The 14,112-nt window shown below is 52.8% G+C and carries 14 protein-coding genes; 11 read left to right on the top strand and 3 right to left on the bottom strand.

Features of this window, described 5'->3' with window-relative positions:
- Position 1 precedes the first annotated feature (1 nt).
- Complete coding sequence (gene iprA, locus OGV83_RS02865; protein ID WP_047458555.1) at positions 2-625, top strand: hydrogen peroxide resistance inhibitor IprA; 624 nt, start codon at positions 2-4, stop codon at positions 623-625.
- On the opposite strand, the gene ampH is transcribed toward iprA, so the two are convergent.
- Entirely contained in the window at positions 626-1,783 is a 1,158-nt protein-coding gene (gene ampH / locus OGV83_RS02860; RefSeq protein WP_049011959.1) for a D-alanyl-D-alanine-carboxypeptidase/endopeptidase AmpH, read from the bottom strand. It lies immediately after the preceding gene.
- Positions 1,784-2,176: 393 nt separating this feature from the next.
- Between ampH and sbmA the strand changes: the two genes are divergently transcribed.
- Both sbmA and OGV83_RS02850 read left to right on the top strand, forming a co-directional pair.
- Positions 2,177-3,397 (top strand): peptide antibiotic transporter SbmA, encoded by a 1,221-nt coding sequence (gene sbmA, locus OGV83_RS02855; protein WP_049011958.1) that lies wholly within the window; start codon positions 2,177-2,179, stop codon positions 3,395-3,397.
- An 18-nt stretch (positions 3,398-3,415) separates the two neighbouring features.
- Positions 3,416-4,510, top strand: coding sequence for a DUF1615 domain-containing protein (locus tag OGV83_RS02850; RefSeq protein WP_110494604.1), 1,095 nt, complete (start codon positions 3,416-3,418; stop codon positions 4,508-4,510).
- A 36-nt stretch (positions 4,511-4,546) separates the two neighbouring features.
- Here OGV83_RS02850 and OGV83_RS02845 read toward each other — a convergent pair whose 3' ends face one another.
- Complete coding sequence (locus OGV83_RS02845; protein WP_024130611.1) at positions 4,547-4,855, bottom strand: YaiY family protein; 309 nt, start codon at positions 4,853-4,855, stop codon at positions 4,547-4,549.
- A gap of 267 nt (positions 4,856-5,122) precedes the next feature.
- Here OGV83_RS02845 and OGV83_RS02840 point away from each other — a divergent pair, with 267 nt between their 5' ends.
- Positions 5,123-5,335 (top strand): DUF2754 family protein, encoded by a 213-nt coding sequence (locus OGV83_RS02840; protein WP_024130610.1) that lies wholly within the window; start codon positions 5,123-5,125, stop codon positions 5,333-5,335.
- A gap of 104 nt (positions 5,336-5,439) precedes the next feature.
- Here OGV83_RS02840 and ddlA read toward each other — a convergent pair whose 3' ends face one another.
- Positions 5,440-6,537 carry a D-alanine--D-alanine ligase gene (gene ddlA, locus OGV83_RS02835; protein ID WP_104869010.1) on the bottom strand — a complete coding sequence of 366 codons (1,098 nt, stop codon included), beginning with the start codon at positions 6,535-6,537 and terminating at the stop codon, positions 5,440-5,442.
- 106 nt (positions 6,538-6,643) lie between these two features.
- On the opposite strand from ddlA, the gene OGV83_RS02830 reads away from it, so the two are divergent.
- The 7 genes from OGV83_RS02830 (at position 6,644) to phoA (ending at position 14,082) form a co-directional block, all read left to right on the top strand.
- Entirely contained in the window at positions 6,644-7,327 is a 684-nt protein-coding gene (locus OGV83_RS02830; RefSeq protein ID WP_115615018.1) for an extensin-like domain-containing protein, read from the top strand.
- 169 nt (positions 7,328-7,496) lie between these two features.
- Positions 7,497-8,690 carry a multidrug efflux MFS transporter gene (locus OGV83_RS02825; RefSeq protein WP_248622862.1) on the top strand — a complete coding sequence of 398 codons (1,194 nt, stop codon included), beginning with the start codon at positions 7,497-7,499 and terminating at the stop codon, positions 8,688-8,690.
- A 172-nt stretch (positions 8,691-8,862) separates the two neighbouring features.
- Positions 8,863-9,627: a gluconate 5-dehydrogenase gene (gene idnO, locus OGV83_RS02820; RefSeq protein ID WP_012133612.1), complete on the top strand. Its 765-nt coding sequence runs from the start codon at positions 8,863-8,865 to the stop codon at positions 9,625-9,627.
- A 23-nt stretch (positions 9,628-9,650) separates the two neighbouring features.
- Positions 9,651-10,940 (top strand): MFS transporter, encoded by a 1,290-nt coding sequence (locus OGV83_RS02815; RefSeq protein ID WP_024130608.1) that lies wholly within the window; start codon positions 9,651-9,653, stop codon positions 10,938-10,940.
- Between the two features lie 83 nt (positions 10,941-11,023).
- Positions 11,024-12,016 (top strand): DNA-binding transcriptional regulator IdnR, encoded by a 993-nt coding sequence (idnR, locus tag OGV83_RS02810; RefSeq protein WP_058668690.1) that lies wholly within the window; start codon positions 11,024-11,026, stop codon positions 12,014-12,016.
- Positions 12,017-12,246: 230 nt separating this feature from the next.
- Positions 12,247-12,507, top strand: coding sequence for an anti-adapter protein IraP (iraP, locus tag OGV83_RS02805; RefSeq protein ID WP_012133608.1), 261 nt, complete (start codon positions 12,247-12,249; stop codon positions 12,505-12,507).
- A 159-nt stretch (positions 12,508-12,666) separates the two neighbouring features.
- Complete coding sequence (gene phoA / locus OGV83_RS02800) at positions 12,667-14,082, top strand: alkaline phosphatase (protein WP_104869008.1); 1,416 nt, start codon at positions 12,667-12,669, stop codon at positions 14,080-14,082.
- Positions 14,083-14,112: the final 30 nt, after the last annotated feature.

Below are 14,112 nucleotides of genomic sequence, written 5' to 3'. Positions count from 1 at the left end.
TATGCTGTCTCTGAATAAACCACTTCAGGAATTTAGTAAGCTCGATAAGTGCCTGTCTAAATACGGCACGTACTTTGAATACGCCGATGAAAAGCAGGTTGTCTATTCGAATGATGCCAATCAAGGCGATACGTTTGTCATTTTAGACGGTCTCATCTCTTTGCGCAGAGGGGAGAACGTGCTTATGGGGATAACGCAGGCTCCCTTTATTATGGGTATTGCTGATGGCGTGATGAAAAATGATATCGAATATAAATTAGTCACGGAAAGTCGTTGTACCGGTTATTTTCTTCCTTCTTCCCACGCGATAAAAATCCTTGAGCAACACCAGTTATGGCGTGAAGCCTTTTGCTGGCTGGCATGGGAAAACAGAACTCTGGAACTGCGCGATCTGCAATTAATTGGCAACAACTCGTATGATCAAATTCGGGCGACGTTGATCGCGATGGTTGACTGGGATGAGGGCCTGCGAGCGCGTATTGGCGTGATGAACTACATTCATCAGAGAACGCGAATTTCCCGTTCCGTAGTGGCTGAAGTGCTCGCCGCGTTACGCAAAGGGAACTACATCGAAATGAAAAAAGGCAAACTGGTCAATATCAACCATTTGCCTTCAGAGTATTGATCAGGACGCTGGCACGATCAGCGGTTTATTTCCGCTCAATTCTGTTACCAGGTCGTTGATGCCATCGCTCATATTAGTAAATCGCGTAAGCGGTGAGCGAGTGACGACCACAAAAGCGCCAACGTTGTGTTGCGGAATCATCGCCATATAGGTGATGAAACCACCGCCGCCGCCGGTTTTTTGAATAATCCCCGGACGTCCGTTTTTAGGCGCCATATAGACCCAGCCTAAGCCCAGCGCATCGGCTTTGCCCGGCACGTCCATACCTGTCACCCGTGTGAGCTGAGTTCGCTGATAAATCAGCGTCTGCATACGATCGGCCTGATTACTGCGATGATAAAAGTCGGATGAGAGATATTGCTGCATCCAACGCATCATATCTCCCGGCGTGGAATAGACGCCGCCGCTGCCAATTGCTGCCAGCGTGTTGTTACAGGGACTGGCCCCTTTCTCCGCCACCATCAGGCGCTTGCACTGATCGGGGGAGGGGGTAAAGGTTGTGTCTTTCATCCCCAATGGGCGCGTAATCTGTTCTTCAAATAACTGCGTGTAGGGTTTGCCGGATGCGGTTGCCAGCGCGTCAGCCAGCAGGTCAAACGCAAGGTTGGAATAAGACGCCTGCGAGCCAGGAGCCGCTTTTAGCGTTGCGGTAGAGAGGTAGCTCCAGCGCTGTTCGCGGGTTGGCCAGACAAATACCGGGCGATGCGGCGCGCCGCCGGGTTGCTCACGCGGCAGGGCGCTGGTATGGGTCGCCAGATTCACCAGGGTGATAGGCGTTCCGTTGTAGGTCGGTACACGCGCACCGGGCGGGGCATACTTGCTCAGTGGGTCGTGTAATTTCACCGTCCCCTGATCGAGCAGTTTGACCAGCATCTCGCTGGTCATGAGTTTCGTGATAGACGCAATGCGAATAACGGAGTCCAGTTGAGGATGTACGTTATTGCCGGGGCGAGTCTCCCCGAAACTGCGGAACACGCGTTGATTACCATCAATCACCACCAGCGCCATTCCCGTCGCGCCGCTGCCGTAAAAGATGTGGTTGGCATAACGATCAACGATATCGGAAGCGAAAACCGGATCGGTGATTGGCTGTGCCGCCTGGACAGATGTCAATGACGCCGCGCACAGCACGGCAGAAAAAAGCAGACTACGTTTCAACGGTTGTGTCCATCAGTTAAATGAAAAAACTATGCGTATTTATACTACCTGGCGGCGCGTTGCAAAGCGCTAAAAAGACAATAATAGTGTGAAAAACGTAACGACGAGTAAACAGGGCATTTTTTCCCAATCGCGAATGTCCGCTTTTGTGATCCCGCGCTTGTGGTAACCTTGGTCGGTTTTTGGGTTTCGCCTTCCTGTTGTCGTTGAAGGGGAGCCGAAACTCGCTGAAACAATTCTGAAAAAATGATGTGCGAACTAAGCTGGCGAATACGGGTCACAATGCTCGGTTTCCGTCGCGGTTTTGTTGGGCCAGGCCCGTCTTGTCGCGCTCAGCGCTGCGGCAAAAGCACAGCAGTCGTCATAACGATAAGAAGTTAGCAGGAGAGCATCATGTTTAAGTCTTTTTTCCCAAAGCCGGGGCCGTTTTTTATCTCGGCGTTTTTTTGGGCGCTTGTCGCCGTCATTTTCTGGCAAGCGGGCGGAGGCGCCTGGGTTGCGCATCTTACTGGCGCTTCCGGTGATGTTCCCATCAGTGCCGCACGCTTCTGGTCGCTGGACTACCTGATTTTCTACGCATATTACGTCCTTTGCGTCGGATTGTTTGCGATGTTCTGGTTTATTTATAGCCCGCATCGTTGGCAATACTGGTCGATTCTGGGCACCTCGTTGATCATCTTTGTGACCTGGTTTTTGGTGGAAGTGGGCGTGGCGGTTAACGCCTGGTACGCGCCGTTTTACGACCTGATCCAGACGGCGCTGAGCTCGCCGCATAAGGTCACTATCGAACAGTTTTACCGTGAAGTCGGCGTGTTCCTCGGGATAGCGCTGATTGCCGTAGTGATTGGCGTGATGAACAATTTCTTCGTCAGCCACTATGTGTTTCGCTGGCGTACCGCGATGAACGAGCACTACATGGCGCACTGGCAGCATTTGCGCCATATTGAAGGCGCCGCGCAGCGTGTGCAGGAAGATACGATGCGTTTTGCCTCTACGCTGGAGAATATGGGCGTAAGCTTTATCAATGCCATCATGACGTTGATCGCCTTTTTACCCGTACTGGTTACGCTGTCTGCGCACGTACCGGATCTGCCGATCGTCGGGCATATTCCTTATGGGCTGGTTATCGCGGCTATCATCTGGTCGCTGATGGGAACAGGATTGCTGGCCGTGGTGGGGATCAAACTGCCGGGGCTGGAGTTTAAAAACCAGCGGGTTGAGGCCGCTTACCGTAAAGAGCTGGTCTACGGTGAAGACGACGCCAGCCGCGCTACGCCGCCCACCGTGCGTGAGTTGTTCAGCGCGGTGCGCCGGAACTATTTCCGTCTCTACTTCCACTATATGTACTTCAACATTGCGCGCATTCTCTATCTACAGGTGGATAACGTTTTCGGTCTGTTCCTGCTGTTTCCGTCGATTGTTGCCGGTACGATTACGCTGGGCCTGATGACGCAGATTACCAACGTGTTTGGTCAGGTGCGCGGTTCCTTCCAGTATCTGATTAACTCCTGGACCACGCTGGTGGAACTGATGTCCATCTACAAACGTCTGCGCAGCTTTGAGCGCGAACTGGATGGACAGGATATCCAGGAAGTGACGAATACATTTAGCTAACAAACAAAAGGAAACGTTATGTCGGCGGCGTCCCGTCTTTACCCTTTGTCATTCCTGGCTGCGTTGGTGCTGGCAGGGTGTAGTAGCCAGCCTTCGCAACCGCTGAAAAAAGGGGAAAAACCTGTCGATGTGGCAAGCGTGGTGCGCCAGAAAATGCCCGCCAGCGTAAAAGACAGGGACGCGTGGGCGCAGGACATTGCAAAGGCCTTCGAAAGCCAGGGGCTGGCGCCAACGGTTGAGAATGTCTGCTCGGTGCTGGCGGTGGCGCAGCAGGAGTCTAACTATCAGGCGGACCCGGTGGTGCCGGGGTTGAGCAAAATCGCCTGGCAGGAGATCGACAGGCGTGCTGAGCGGATGCATATCCCCGTTTTTCTGGTGCATACCGCGCTGAAAATTAACTCCCCGAATGGAAAAAGCTACAGCGAACGTCTGGACGCGGTGAAAACGGAAAAACAGCTCAGCGCGATTTTTGATGATTTTATTAATATGGTGCCGATGGGGCAGACGCTGTTCGGTTCGCTTAATCCGGTGCATACCGGCGGGCCGATGCAGGTCAGCATCGCCTTTGCCGAACAGCACACAAAAGGTTATCCGTGGACCATGAACGGGACGGTTCGCCAGGAGGTCTTTAGCCGCCGTGGCGGACTGTGGTTTGGAACCTGGCATCTGTTGAACTATCCGGCGAATTACAGCGCGCCTGTATTCCGTTTTGCTGATTTTAATGCCGGTTGGTACGCCAGTCGTAATGCGGCATTTCAGAATGCGGTCAGTAAAGCCAGCGGCGTTAAGCTGGCGCTGGACGGCGACTTGATTCGTTATGACAGCAAAGAGGCCGGGAAAACGGAACAGGCAATCCGTAAGCTGGCGGGCAAACTGGACATGAGCGACAGCGCGATTCGACGTCAACTGGAAAAGGGAGACAGCCTCGCTTTTGAGGAGACGGCGTTGTACGAGAAAGTGTATAAGCTGGCGGAAGCCAAAACCGGTAAGGCATTACCGCGCGAGATGTTGCCAGGTATTCAACTGGAAAGTCCGAAGATCACCCGTAATCTCACTACCGCGTGGTTTGCTAAACGTGTGGATGAGCGTCGGGCGCGTTGTATGAATTTGTAGGCCGGATAAACCTGGCGTCATCCGGCACAGGGAGGGTTACTGATGACGGTGACGCCAGCGCAAAATTACGGCAATGACGCCAAAAATCAGGCAACCTGTCAGGAAAGGCACCAGTCCGAAAATGGTGCCGACGCCTAATCCAATTTCCACGCGGGGGCGTCCGGTCTCTTGCATCTGCATCAGATGTTCATAAACGCCAGGCGCGTGAACCAGAAGGTTCAGGATCTGCGCCCCTGCCCAAAAGCAAAACAGCACAAACACGGCATAGGCGATATTACCTGGCGTGGAGGAGGTATCTCGATGTTTCCCGCTAAACAGGGATTTTGAGAGGGTAAAGTCAGCCATAAAGACCTCCGGGATAGTCTTCTGCACGAATCTGGCGTCATGCCAGCGGCTTATCGTGAAGTCTGACAGGTCATCGTGTTTGTCAATATCAGAATGATGGTAATTTCACTCAGGGATGACTCCTGGATTGCGGATTTTTTGTCTGATGTCACAATTTTGTTACCTTAATCTAAATTGATTAACATTTGAGAAATTCCGCACAGGCCACAGACGCTCAGGCAGAAATGTGCGAGGATGATTTTTTATTGTTTTAGCGTCGGAGCTGTCATGAACCTGCCTGTAAAAATTCGCCGTGACTGGCACTATTATGCTTTCGCCATTGGGCTGATCTTTATTTTGAATGGCGTGGTGGGGTTGTTGGGCTTTGAAGCAAAAGGATGGCAAACCTACGCGGTAGGCCTGGTGACGTGGGTATTCAGTTTCTGGCTTGCCGGACTGATTATTCGTCGCCGTGAGGATGATAAAACCGAAGAAGCTTAATGCGGTGTGTGCCGGATGGTGGCATCGGCCTACGGGCGTAAAACGTCGTAGGCCTGATAAGCCAAAGCGCCATCAGGCGGTCAACACCAGATGGCGCATCGTCATCATGACATGCTGGTTTTCAGGGCGTTATCCGCCGCATGACGTTCCAGCGCCAGTTCAATCAGACGGGTAATCAAATCGGTATACCCTAAGCCACTTGCCTGCCAGAGTTTCGGGTACATGCTGATGTTGGTGAATCCCGGCAGCGTATTGATCTCGTTAATCACCACCTCGTTTTCCGCCGTTAAGAAGACGTCCACGCGCGCCATTCCCGCGCAACCTAACGTCTGGTACGCCTGAATGGCGATCTGGCGGATCTTGTCGTTCACCTCTTGCGGGATTTGGGCGGGAACCACGACCTGCGCCCCGTTGTCGTCGATATATTTGGTATCGTAAGCGTAAAAATCGCTGTTCAGGACGATCTCGCCGCAGGTGCTGGCCTGCGGGTGATCGTTGCCCAGCACGGCGCACTCGATCTCACGGCCTTTGATCCCTTGCTCAACAACCACTTTGTGATCGAATTCGAACGCCAGCGCGACGGCCTGTTCATATTGCGCTTCGCTGGTGACTTTGCTGACGCCCACAGAGGAGCCCTGATTTGCGGGTTTCACAAACAGCGGCAGACCCAGACGGGACGCCACTTCCGCAAAACGGATCGCATCGCGATTCGCGCGAGTCAGCGTAATAAACGGCGCGATGTTCAGCCCGGCATCGCGCAGCAGACGTTTGGTAACGTCTTTATCCATGCAGGCGGCGGAACCCAGCACATCGGAGCCGACAAACGGTAAATTCGCTACGCGCAGCATCCCTTGCAGCGAGCCGTCTTCCCCCAGCGTGCCGTGTACGATCGGGAAAATGACGTCCACCGTCGGCAACGGCTGGCCGTTCTGTGCGTCAATTAACTGGTGTTCGTGTTTGCCCGGAACCTGCGCCAGGCTGGTAGAAGAGGGGCGCAGCGCAATGTGCGCGGGATCGTTTGCATTCAGCAGATAGTTTTCGGCATCGCTGACATGCCATTGCCCTTGTTTATCAATGCCTAACAGCACAACGTCAAAGCGGGCTTTGTCGATGGCATCGACAATATTTTTTGCCGATTGCAAAGACACTTCATGTTCCGCTGATTTACCACCAAATACGATACCTACCCGCAATTTTGCCATCTTAAAAACCCATTCCATCGAACGCAAAGCGTATACATTACCACGACAAAACGTCGGATTCGCGGGCTTCTGCCATAATGTTTAAGGGAATCAGAGAGGAGGGGGCGTGAAAGGTAAGGATTGGCTTGCGATTGTGCTGCTGGGGGCCGTGGGTGTGGTGGGTTACCGCTCTCTTCCGTCGCATTACAATCCTTTTGTTTCCCTGCAACTGTCCGATCCTCCGGGCTGGCTCACCAAATTCAAACTACAGCGTCTGACGCCGCAACAGTGCCAGGGATTACTTGAGCAGGCCAATCGCCAGGGAATGATCTCGTCGCAACCCGTTGCCGACAGCGCGGGCGAATGTCCGCTGTCAGATGTGGTACGGGTCAGGCATTTTGGCTCCGTGTCGTTGAGCAGCAGTTTCCTGGCCTCTTGCCCGCTGGCGCTGAGTTCTGCGCTGTTTGTGGCACGCCAGGCGAAACCGCTAACCCAGTCGTTTATGGGCAGTCAACTGACCCGTATTGAGCACCTTGGCAGCTATGCCTGTCGCAATATCTATCACCGGGCGGATGCGCGTCGCAGTGAACATGCCAGCGCGCAGGCGTGGGATATCAGCGGTTTTCAACTGGCGGACGGTCGAAAAGTTACGGTTCTGCGGGGATGGAAGGATGAGAAAACCGCCCCCTGGCTGCGCGCGATGCTTAACGCCAGTTGCACTTATTATGGCAATGGACTGGGGCCGGAGTACAACGCCGCGCACGCCAACCATTTCCATCTCGGTATGCGCGGATACGGGCTTTGTCGTTGAAGCATAAATCCCTGTTCTGAGCGGGTATATAATGTGACATATTTCACAAATCTGATGAACGGGGAGATAAAATAGCAAAATAGAGGTTACCGCATCTCTGGAACCACTTCTGCTGGCGCAACTTGCTAAGCTGGTGAGCGTTTTCAGCTATTTATCGTTATGAGCACTTATGGAATCCTGGAAGGTTAATCTTATCTCCGTCTGGTTCGGCTGCTTTTTTACCGGGCTGGCGATCAGTCAGATCCTGCCATTTTTACCGCTATATATCTCGCAAATGGGCGTCACTTCGCATGAAGCGCTCTCCATGTGGTCTGGCTTAACCTTCAGTATCACCTTTCTCATCTCCGCGATTGTTTCGCCCATGTGGGGCAGTCTGGCTGACCGTAAAGGCCGCAAACTGATGCTACTGCGCGCATCGCTCGGCATGGCGATCGCGATTTTACTTCAGGCGTTTGCGACCAATGTCTGGCAACTGTTTCTTTTGCGCGGCGTCATGGGGCTTACCTCCGGGTACATTCCTAACGCGATGGCGCTGGTGGCTTCGCAGGTGCCGAGAGAGCGTAGCGGCTGGGCGCTCAGCACGCTTTCCACCGCCCAGATCAGCGGGGTGATCGGCGGGCCGTTAATGGGCGGAGTTATTGCCGATCATATCGGGCTGCGGGCGGTCTTTTTTATTACCGCCACGCTGTTGATGGTGAGCTTTCTGGTAACGCTGTTTTTAATTAAAGAGGGCGTTCGTCCGACTCTCAAAAAGAGTGAACGACTGAGCGGCAAAGCGGTTTTTGCCTCATTGCCCTATCCGGGTCTGGTGATTAGCCTGTTTTTCACGACGATGGTGATCCAGCTCTGTAACGGTTCGATCAGCCCCATCCTGGCGCTGTTTATCAAATCCATGCTGCCGGACAGCACGAACATTGCCTTTTTGAGCGGATTAATTGCGTCGGTGCCTGGCGTTTCAGCGCTCATTTCCGCCCCCCGCCTTGGCAAACTTGGCGACAGGATCGGGACGGAAAGGATTTTGATGGCGACGCTGGTCTGTGCCGTGGTGCTGTTTTTCGCCATGTCGTGGGTGACGACGCCGTTCCAGTTGGGGGTTCTGCGTTTTCTGTTAGGTTTTGCCGATGGCGCGATGCTGCCTGCCGTACAGACCTTATTGGTGAAGTATTCCAGCGATCGAATAACCGGCCGTATCTTTGGTTATAACCAGTCGTTTATGTATCTCGGAAATGTGGCCGGGCCGCTGATGGGGGCATCCGTATCGGCGATGGCGGGCTTTCGCTGGGTATTTGTCGCGACGGCGCTCATTGTGCTGTTGAATATCTGGCAACTGGCGATTGCGTTGCGCCGCCGTCACGCTGCCTGAGATCTGCTGCTAATCGTGATCATGTGCAGAAAGCATTCTGTACATGATCCTTTCTTTGCTGCCAAATCCAATGTAGATCACAAATTGACCATTAGTTGTGTAAGAGAACTTCTTTTTTCTACTGTTACGCGTATACAGTTACGCGTAACAGCTATCGAAAAAGAGGTTTTTGATGAAAAGTATTTTTAGTCTTGCAGGTAAACGCGCATTGATTACGGGGTCAGCGCAGGGAATCGGTAATTTGCTGGCAAGGGGGCTGGCAGAGCATGGCGCCAGCCTGGTGATTAACGACATTACGCAGCAGCGGGCGGAACAGGCCGCGAGCACTCTGACGGCTCTGGGTTATGACGCCGTGGGTTATGGATTTGATGTCACTCACGCGGCGGAGGTGGAAAAAGCGATTGCGCATATTGAGCAGGAAATTGGGGCGATTGATATTCTCATCAATAATGCCGGTATCCAGCGTCGTTACCCCCTGACAGAATTTCCTGAAGCAGAGTGGGATCGCGTTATTGATGTCAATCAGAAATCCGTCTTCCTTGTTTCTCAACAGGTGGCCAAATATATGATGGCGCGCCGGGAAGGGAAGATTATTAATATTTGTTCCATGCAGAGTGAATTAGGCCGGAAAACAATTACACCCTACGCTGCCTCAAAAGGCGCGGTGAAAATGTTGACGCGAGGAATGTGCGTGGAACTGGCGGAATATAATATTCAGGTTAACGGTATTGCGCCGGGCTATTTTGCCACAGAGATGACGGAAGCGCTGGTGAACGACGACGCCTTTTCTGCCTGGCTGTACCAGCGCACGCCTGCCGCGCGCTGGGGAAAGCCGGAGGAGTTGATTGGCGCGGCGGTTTATCTTGCGGCCCCGGCCTCGAATTTTGTTAACGGTCATATTCTCTTCGTCGACGGCGGAATGTTAGCTGCGGTATAGACTCATTATCAAAAGGAATGTGTATGAACGCTCTTGCTAAATTACCAGCCCGGCGCTGGTGGTATTTAATGCCGATTATTTTTATTACTTACAGCTTAGCGTATCTCGATCGCGCCAATTATGGTTTTGCCGCTGCGGCAGGTATTGAAACCGATCTGGGTATTACGAAAGGAACCGCATCCTTAATTGGCGCGCTTTTTTTCCTCGGGTATTTCTTTTTTCAGGTGCCGGGGGCTTTGTACGCCGTTAAACGCAGCGTACGGAAAATGATCTTTTTCAGCCTGATCCTGTGGGGAATATGTGCTGCCGCGACGGGGTTTGTCAGTAATATTCCCATGCTGATGGCGATCCGTTTTACTCTTGGCGTGGTTGAGGCGGCGGTGATGCCAGCCATGCTGATTTATATCAGCAACTGGTTTACGAAAACCGAACGCTCGCGGGCGAATACCTTTTTGATTTTGGGTAATCCTGTCACCGTGTTGTGGATGTCGATTGTCTCTGGTTATCTGATTCAGGCCTGGGGATGGCGCGAGATGTTCATTATTGAGGGCATCCCGGCGGTACTGTGGGCATTTTGTTGGTGGGTGCTGGTTCGTGATAAACCGGCCGATGCCAGCTGGCTGACGGCGGAGGAAAAAGAGACGCTGCAACAGGCGATGGATCGTGAGCAAACCCATATTAAACCGGTACGTAACTACGGCGAAGCCATGCGCTCGCGTAACGTTGTCATGCTGTGCGCGGTACATGCTTTGTGGAGTATCGGCGTGTACGGATTCATGATGTGGATGCCATCCATCCTGAAATCAGCGGCCCAAATGGATATCGTATCCGTCGGCTGGCTGGCCGCCGTGCCTTATCTGGCGGCGATCTGTCTGATGCTTACCGTATCGTGGTTATCGGATAAGTTTCAGAACCGTAAGCTGTTTATCTGGCCGTTGCTGCTGATTGCCGCCATCGCTTTCTTATGTTCCTGGCTGTTGGGGAGCAACGCTTTCTGGCTCTCTTATGGATTGCTGGTGGTTGCCGCAGCTTGCATGTATGCGCCTTACGGCCCGTTTTTTGCCTTAATTCCTGAACTGTTGCCGCGTAATGTGGCGGGCGTGTCGATGGGCTTAATCAACAGTTTCGGCGCGTTAGGGGCATTCCTCGGCGCATGGCTGGTGGGGTATCTCAATGGCCTGACGGGCGGGCCGGGCGTTTCGTACACCTTTATGGCGATTTCCCTGCTGGCCTCGGTGGTATTGATGTATAACGTGCGCGCTAACCAGGCGCCGTCGTCCACATCCTTACAAACCGGGAAAGCGGTGGGCTAATCCGGTCGGATAAGATGCAGTCCCTCGCTGGCTGTGTTAAGGTTCTCTGCGAATTGATCACGCTGTCTTTCGCAGAGAACTTCATGAAAAACAATCGGATGACCTTGCAGGATATCGCCACGCTGGCTGGGCTAAATAAGATGACGGTAAGCCGTTATCTTCGCGATCCCAATCAGGTCTCGCAGCGTAGCCGCGAGCTGATTTCGAAGATCATGGAGGAGAATAATTATATTCCCAATCGCGCCCCCGAGATTTTGCTTAATGCGCGCAGTAAAACGATCGGGGTGCTGATTCCCTCCTTTCGCAACCAGATTTTTGCCGATGTCCTGGCGGGGATTGAGTCGGTGACTTCCGCTCACCAATACCAGACGCTGATCGCTAACTATGAATATGACCCGGAGCGGGAAGAACGCGAAGTGCTTAACCTGCTCTCCTACAACATTGATGCGCTGATTCTGACCGGAAAACAACATACTGAACGTATGGTGCAGTATGTGCGCGCCAGCGGTATCCCCGTGGCGGAGTTAATGGATATCACCGAGCATTGTCTGGATATGCAGGTTGGTATTGATAACGAAAAAGCCGCATGGGATATGACTCAGGCGTTTCTGGAGGCGGGAAAACGCGCCGTGGCGTTTTTCGGCTCAATGGACGACCCGCGTGATGTCAGTCGCTATCGCGGCGTTGAGCGTGCGCTGAGCGAGCAGGGGTTACAGCCTTACCATGTGGTGCCAAAAGCCATTTCGTCACTGGCCTTAGGTCGTCAGTTGTTTTTGCAGACGATGCGCGACAGACCGGATATTAACGCGATTTTTTGCACCAACGACGACTTAGCCGTTGGCGCGCTGCTGGAGTGTCAGTCGCAGCAGATCCCCGTTCCGCAACAGGTTGCTATTGCCGGATTTCATGGCCTGGAAATCGGCCGCGCACGTTTGCAAAAAATAGCGAGCGTGATTACCCCCCGCTACGATATGGGAAGCGTAGCCGCAGATATGCTGATTAAACGTCTGGGCGGAAAAGAGACGCTGGACAGGGTCAATCTGGGATATCAAATATATTATGGCGATACGCTTTAAGTTAAATTATGGCGTATTTACCATAACTTTAATTTATGCAATGGCGTGACTATTTATACCCTGATTTTTTACGGTTGAATTATTTTCTCGCGAGAAACGTTTCGCTCCATTTTGTCAGCGCATTATTTACAGAAAGTCTTTCCTTTATCATAAAAATACTACTTTTACCCTCTAGGCAGTCGTGAACCATAATGATAACGTCAGCATTCCTCGGATAAGGAAATACGGTCATGAAAAATCTCATTTCAGAGTTGTTGCTGAGGCTCGCCCAAAAAGAAGAAGAGTCGAAAGAACTGGTTGCTCAGGTAGAAGCGTTAGAGATTATTGTCACGGCGATGCTGCGTAATATGGCGCAAAATGAGCAGCAGAAGCTCATTCATCAGGTTGAGGATGCGCTCGACGGCGTAAAGCCGGATGCCAGCGTTCCAGATTACGATACGGAATTGCTGCGCCAGTATGTAAAAAAGTTACTGAGGCATCCTCGTAGCTGATCGTATTCAGAGTAAACACTGTCATAACCTTGTCACGTCAGTTACCTATAGTCGCTTTGTTTTTATTTTACTGTATTTATACCCGTTGTACTTCAGGTTGCATATGTATTGGCTTTCTGTAACCCGAATTATTTAGGGTAGGCACATGGAGAAAATAAAGTGAAACAAAGCGCTATTGCTATTGCCCTGTTACCTCTGCTGTTTACCCCCATTACGCATGCCAGGACGTCCGCGATGACGGTGCTGGATAATCGTGCCGCACAGGGAGATATTACCACGCCGGGCGGGGCGCGCCGATTAGCGGGCGATCAAACGGCGGCGCTGCGAGATTCGTTGAGCGATAAACCGGCCAAAAATATTATCCTGCTGATTGGCGACGGTATGGGTGATTCTGAAATCACTGCGGCGCGAAATTATGCGCAAGGGGCCGGCGGCTTTTTTAAAGGAATTGATGCTTTACCGTTGACCGGGCAATACACCCATTACGCGCTGGATAAAGAAACGGGCAAACCGGATTACGTCACAGATTCCGCCGCGTCGGCAACGGCGTGGTCGACGGGAGTAAAAACCTATAACGGCGCGTTAGGCGTCGATATCCACGAAAAAGATCACACCACGATCCTGGAGATGGCCAAAGCGGCAGGTCTGGCGACGGGCAACGTCTCGACCGCAGAATTACAGGATGCGACACCCGCTGCGTTAGTCTCCCATGTAACCTCACGCAAATGCTACGGCCCCAGCCTTACCAGCACTCTTTGTCCGACAAACGCGCTGGAGAAGGGTGGAAAAGGGTCGATCACCGAGCAACTGCTGAATGCGCGGGCGGACGTTACGCTTGGCGGCGGCGCGGCCACCTTTGCTGAAATGGCGACAGCAGGCGAATGGCAGGGGAAAACGCTGCGTGAGCAGGCGCTGGCGCGGGGATATCAGCTGGTGAACGATGCCGCCTCGCTGAAGGCGGTAACGGCGGCAAATCAGGATAAGCCGCTGCTGGGCTTGTTCTCCGACGGCAACATGCCGGTTCGCTGGGAAGGCCCGAAAGCCTCTTATCACGGCAACCTTGAACAACCTGCGGTGACCTGCAAGGCAAACCCGCAGCGCGATGATACCGTGCCTACGCTGGCGCAAATGACGGACAAAGCGATTGAGCTGTTGAGTAAGAATGAAAAAGGCTTCTTCTTGCAGGTTGAAGGCGCATCCATCGATAAACAGGATCACGCCGCCAACCCATGCGGGCAGATTGGCGAAACGGTCGATCTGGACGAAGCCGTACAGCGTGCGCTCGCATTCGCTAAAAAAGAGGGCAATACCCTGGTTGTGGTGACTGCCGATCATGCGCATTCCAGCCAGATTATCGCGCCGGAAAGCAAAGCGCCGGGACTGACGCAGGCGTTAAATACCAAAGATGGCGCGGTGATGGTCATCAGCTACGGCAACTCGGAAGAGGAGTCGCAGGAACATACCGGCAGCCAGTTGCGCATTGCCGCATACGGCCCGCATGCGGCGAATGTCGTCGGATTAACGGACCAGACCGATCTGTTTTACACCATGAAAGCGGCGTTGGGACTGAAGTAAACGGACTCCTGACGGCAATACTTTTGCCGT

Source organism: Citrobacter sp. CK189 (assembly GCF_030333505.1).
GTDB lineage: Bacteria > Pseudomonadota > Gammaproteobacteria > Enterobacterales > Enterobacteriaceae > Citrobacter_B > Citrobacter_B koseri.
This window is presented reverse-complemented; position numbering and strand designations above follow the sequence as displayed.

What these genes read in the sequence shown, in the direction of transcription:
- iprA (WP_047458555.1), top strand. Translation starts at nt 2, where the DNA reads ATGCTGTCTCTGAATAAACCACTTCAGGAATTTAGTAAGCTCGATAAG.
- sbmA (WP_049011958.1), top strand. Translation starts at nt 2,177, where the DNA reads ATGTTTAAGTCTTTTTTCCCAAAGCCGGGGCCGTTTTTTATCTCGGCG.
- OGV83_RS02850 (WP_110494604.1), top strand. Translation starts at nt 3,416, where the DNA reads ATGTCGGCGGCGTCCCGTCTTTACCCTTTGTCATTCCTGGCTGCGTTG.
- OGV83_RS02845 (WP_024130611.1), bottom strand. Translation starts at nt 4,855, where the DNA reads ATGGCTGACTTTACCCTCTCAAAATCCCTGTTTAGCGGGAAACATCGA.
- OGV83_RS02840 (WP_024130610.1), top strand. Translation starts at nt 5,123, where the DNA reads ATGAACCTGCCTGTAAAAATTCGCCGTGACTGGCACTATTATGCTTTC.
- ddlA (WP_104869010.1), bottom strand. Translation starts at nt 6,537, where the DNA reads ATGGCAAAATTGCGGGTAGGTATCGTATTTGGTGGTAAATCAGCGGAA.
- OGV83_RS02825 (WP_248622862.1), top strand. Translation starts at nt 7,497, where the DNA reads ATGGAATCCTGGAAGGTTAATCTTATCTCCGTCTGGTTCGGCTGCTTT.
- idnO (WP_012133612.1), top strand. Translation starts at nt 8,863, where the DNA reads ATGAAAAGTATTTTTAGTCTTGCAGGTAAACGCGCATTGATTACGGGG.
- OGV83_RS02815 (WP_024130608.1), top strand. Translation starts at nt 9,651, where the DNA reads ATGAACGCTCTTGCTAAATTACCAGCCCGGCGCTGGTGGTATTTAATG.
- idnR (WP_058668690.1), top strand. Translation starts at nt 11,024, where the DNA reads ATGAAAAACAATCGGATGACCTTGCAGGATATCGCCACGCTGGCTGGG.
- iraP (WP_012133608.1), top strand. Translation starts at nt 12,247, where the DNA reads ATGAAAAATCTCATTTCAGAGTTGTTGCTGAGGCTCGCCCAAAAAGAA.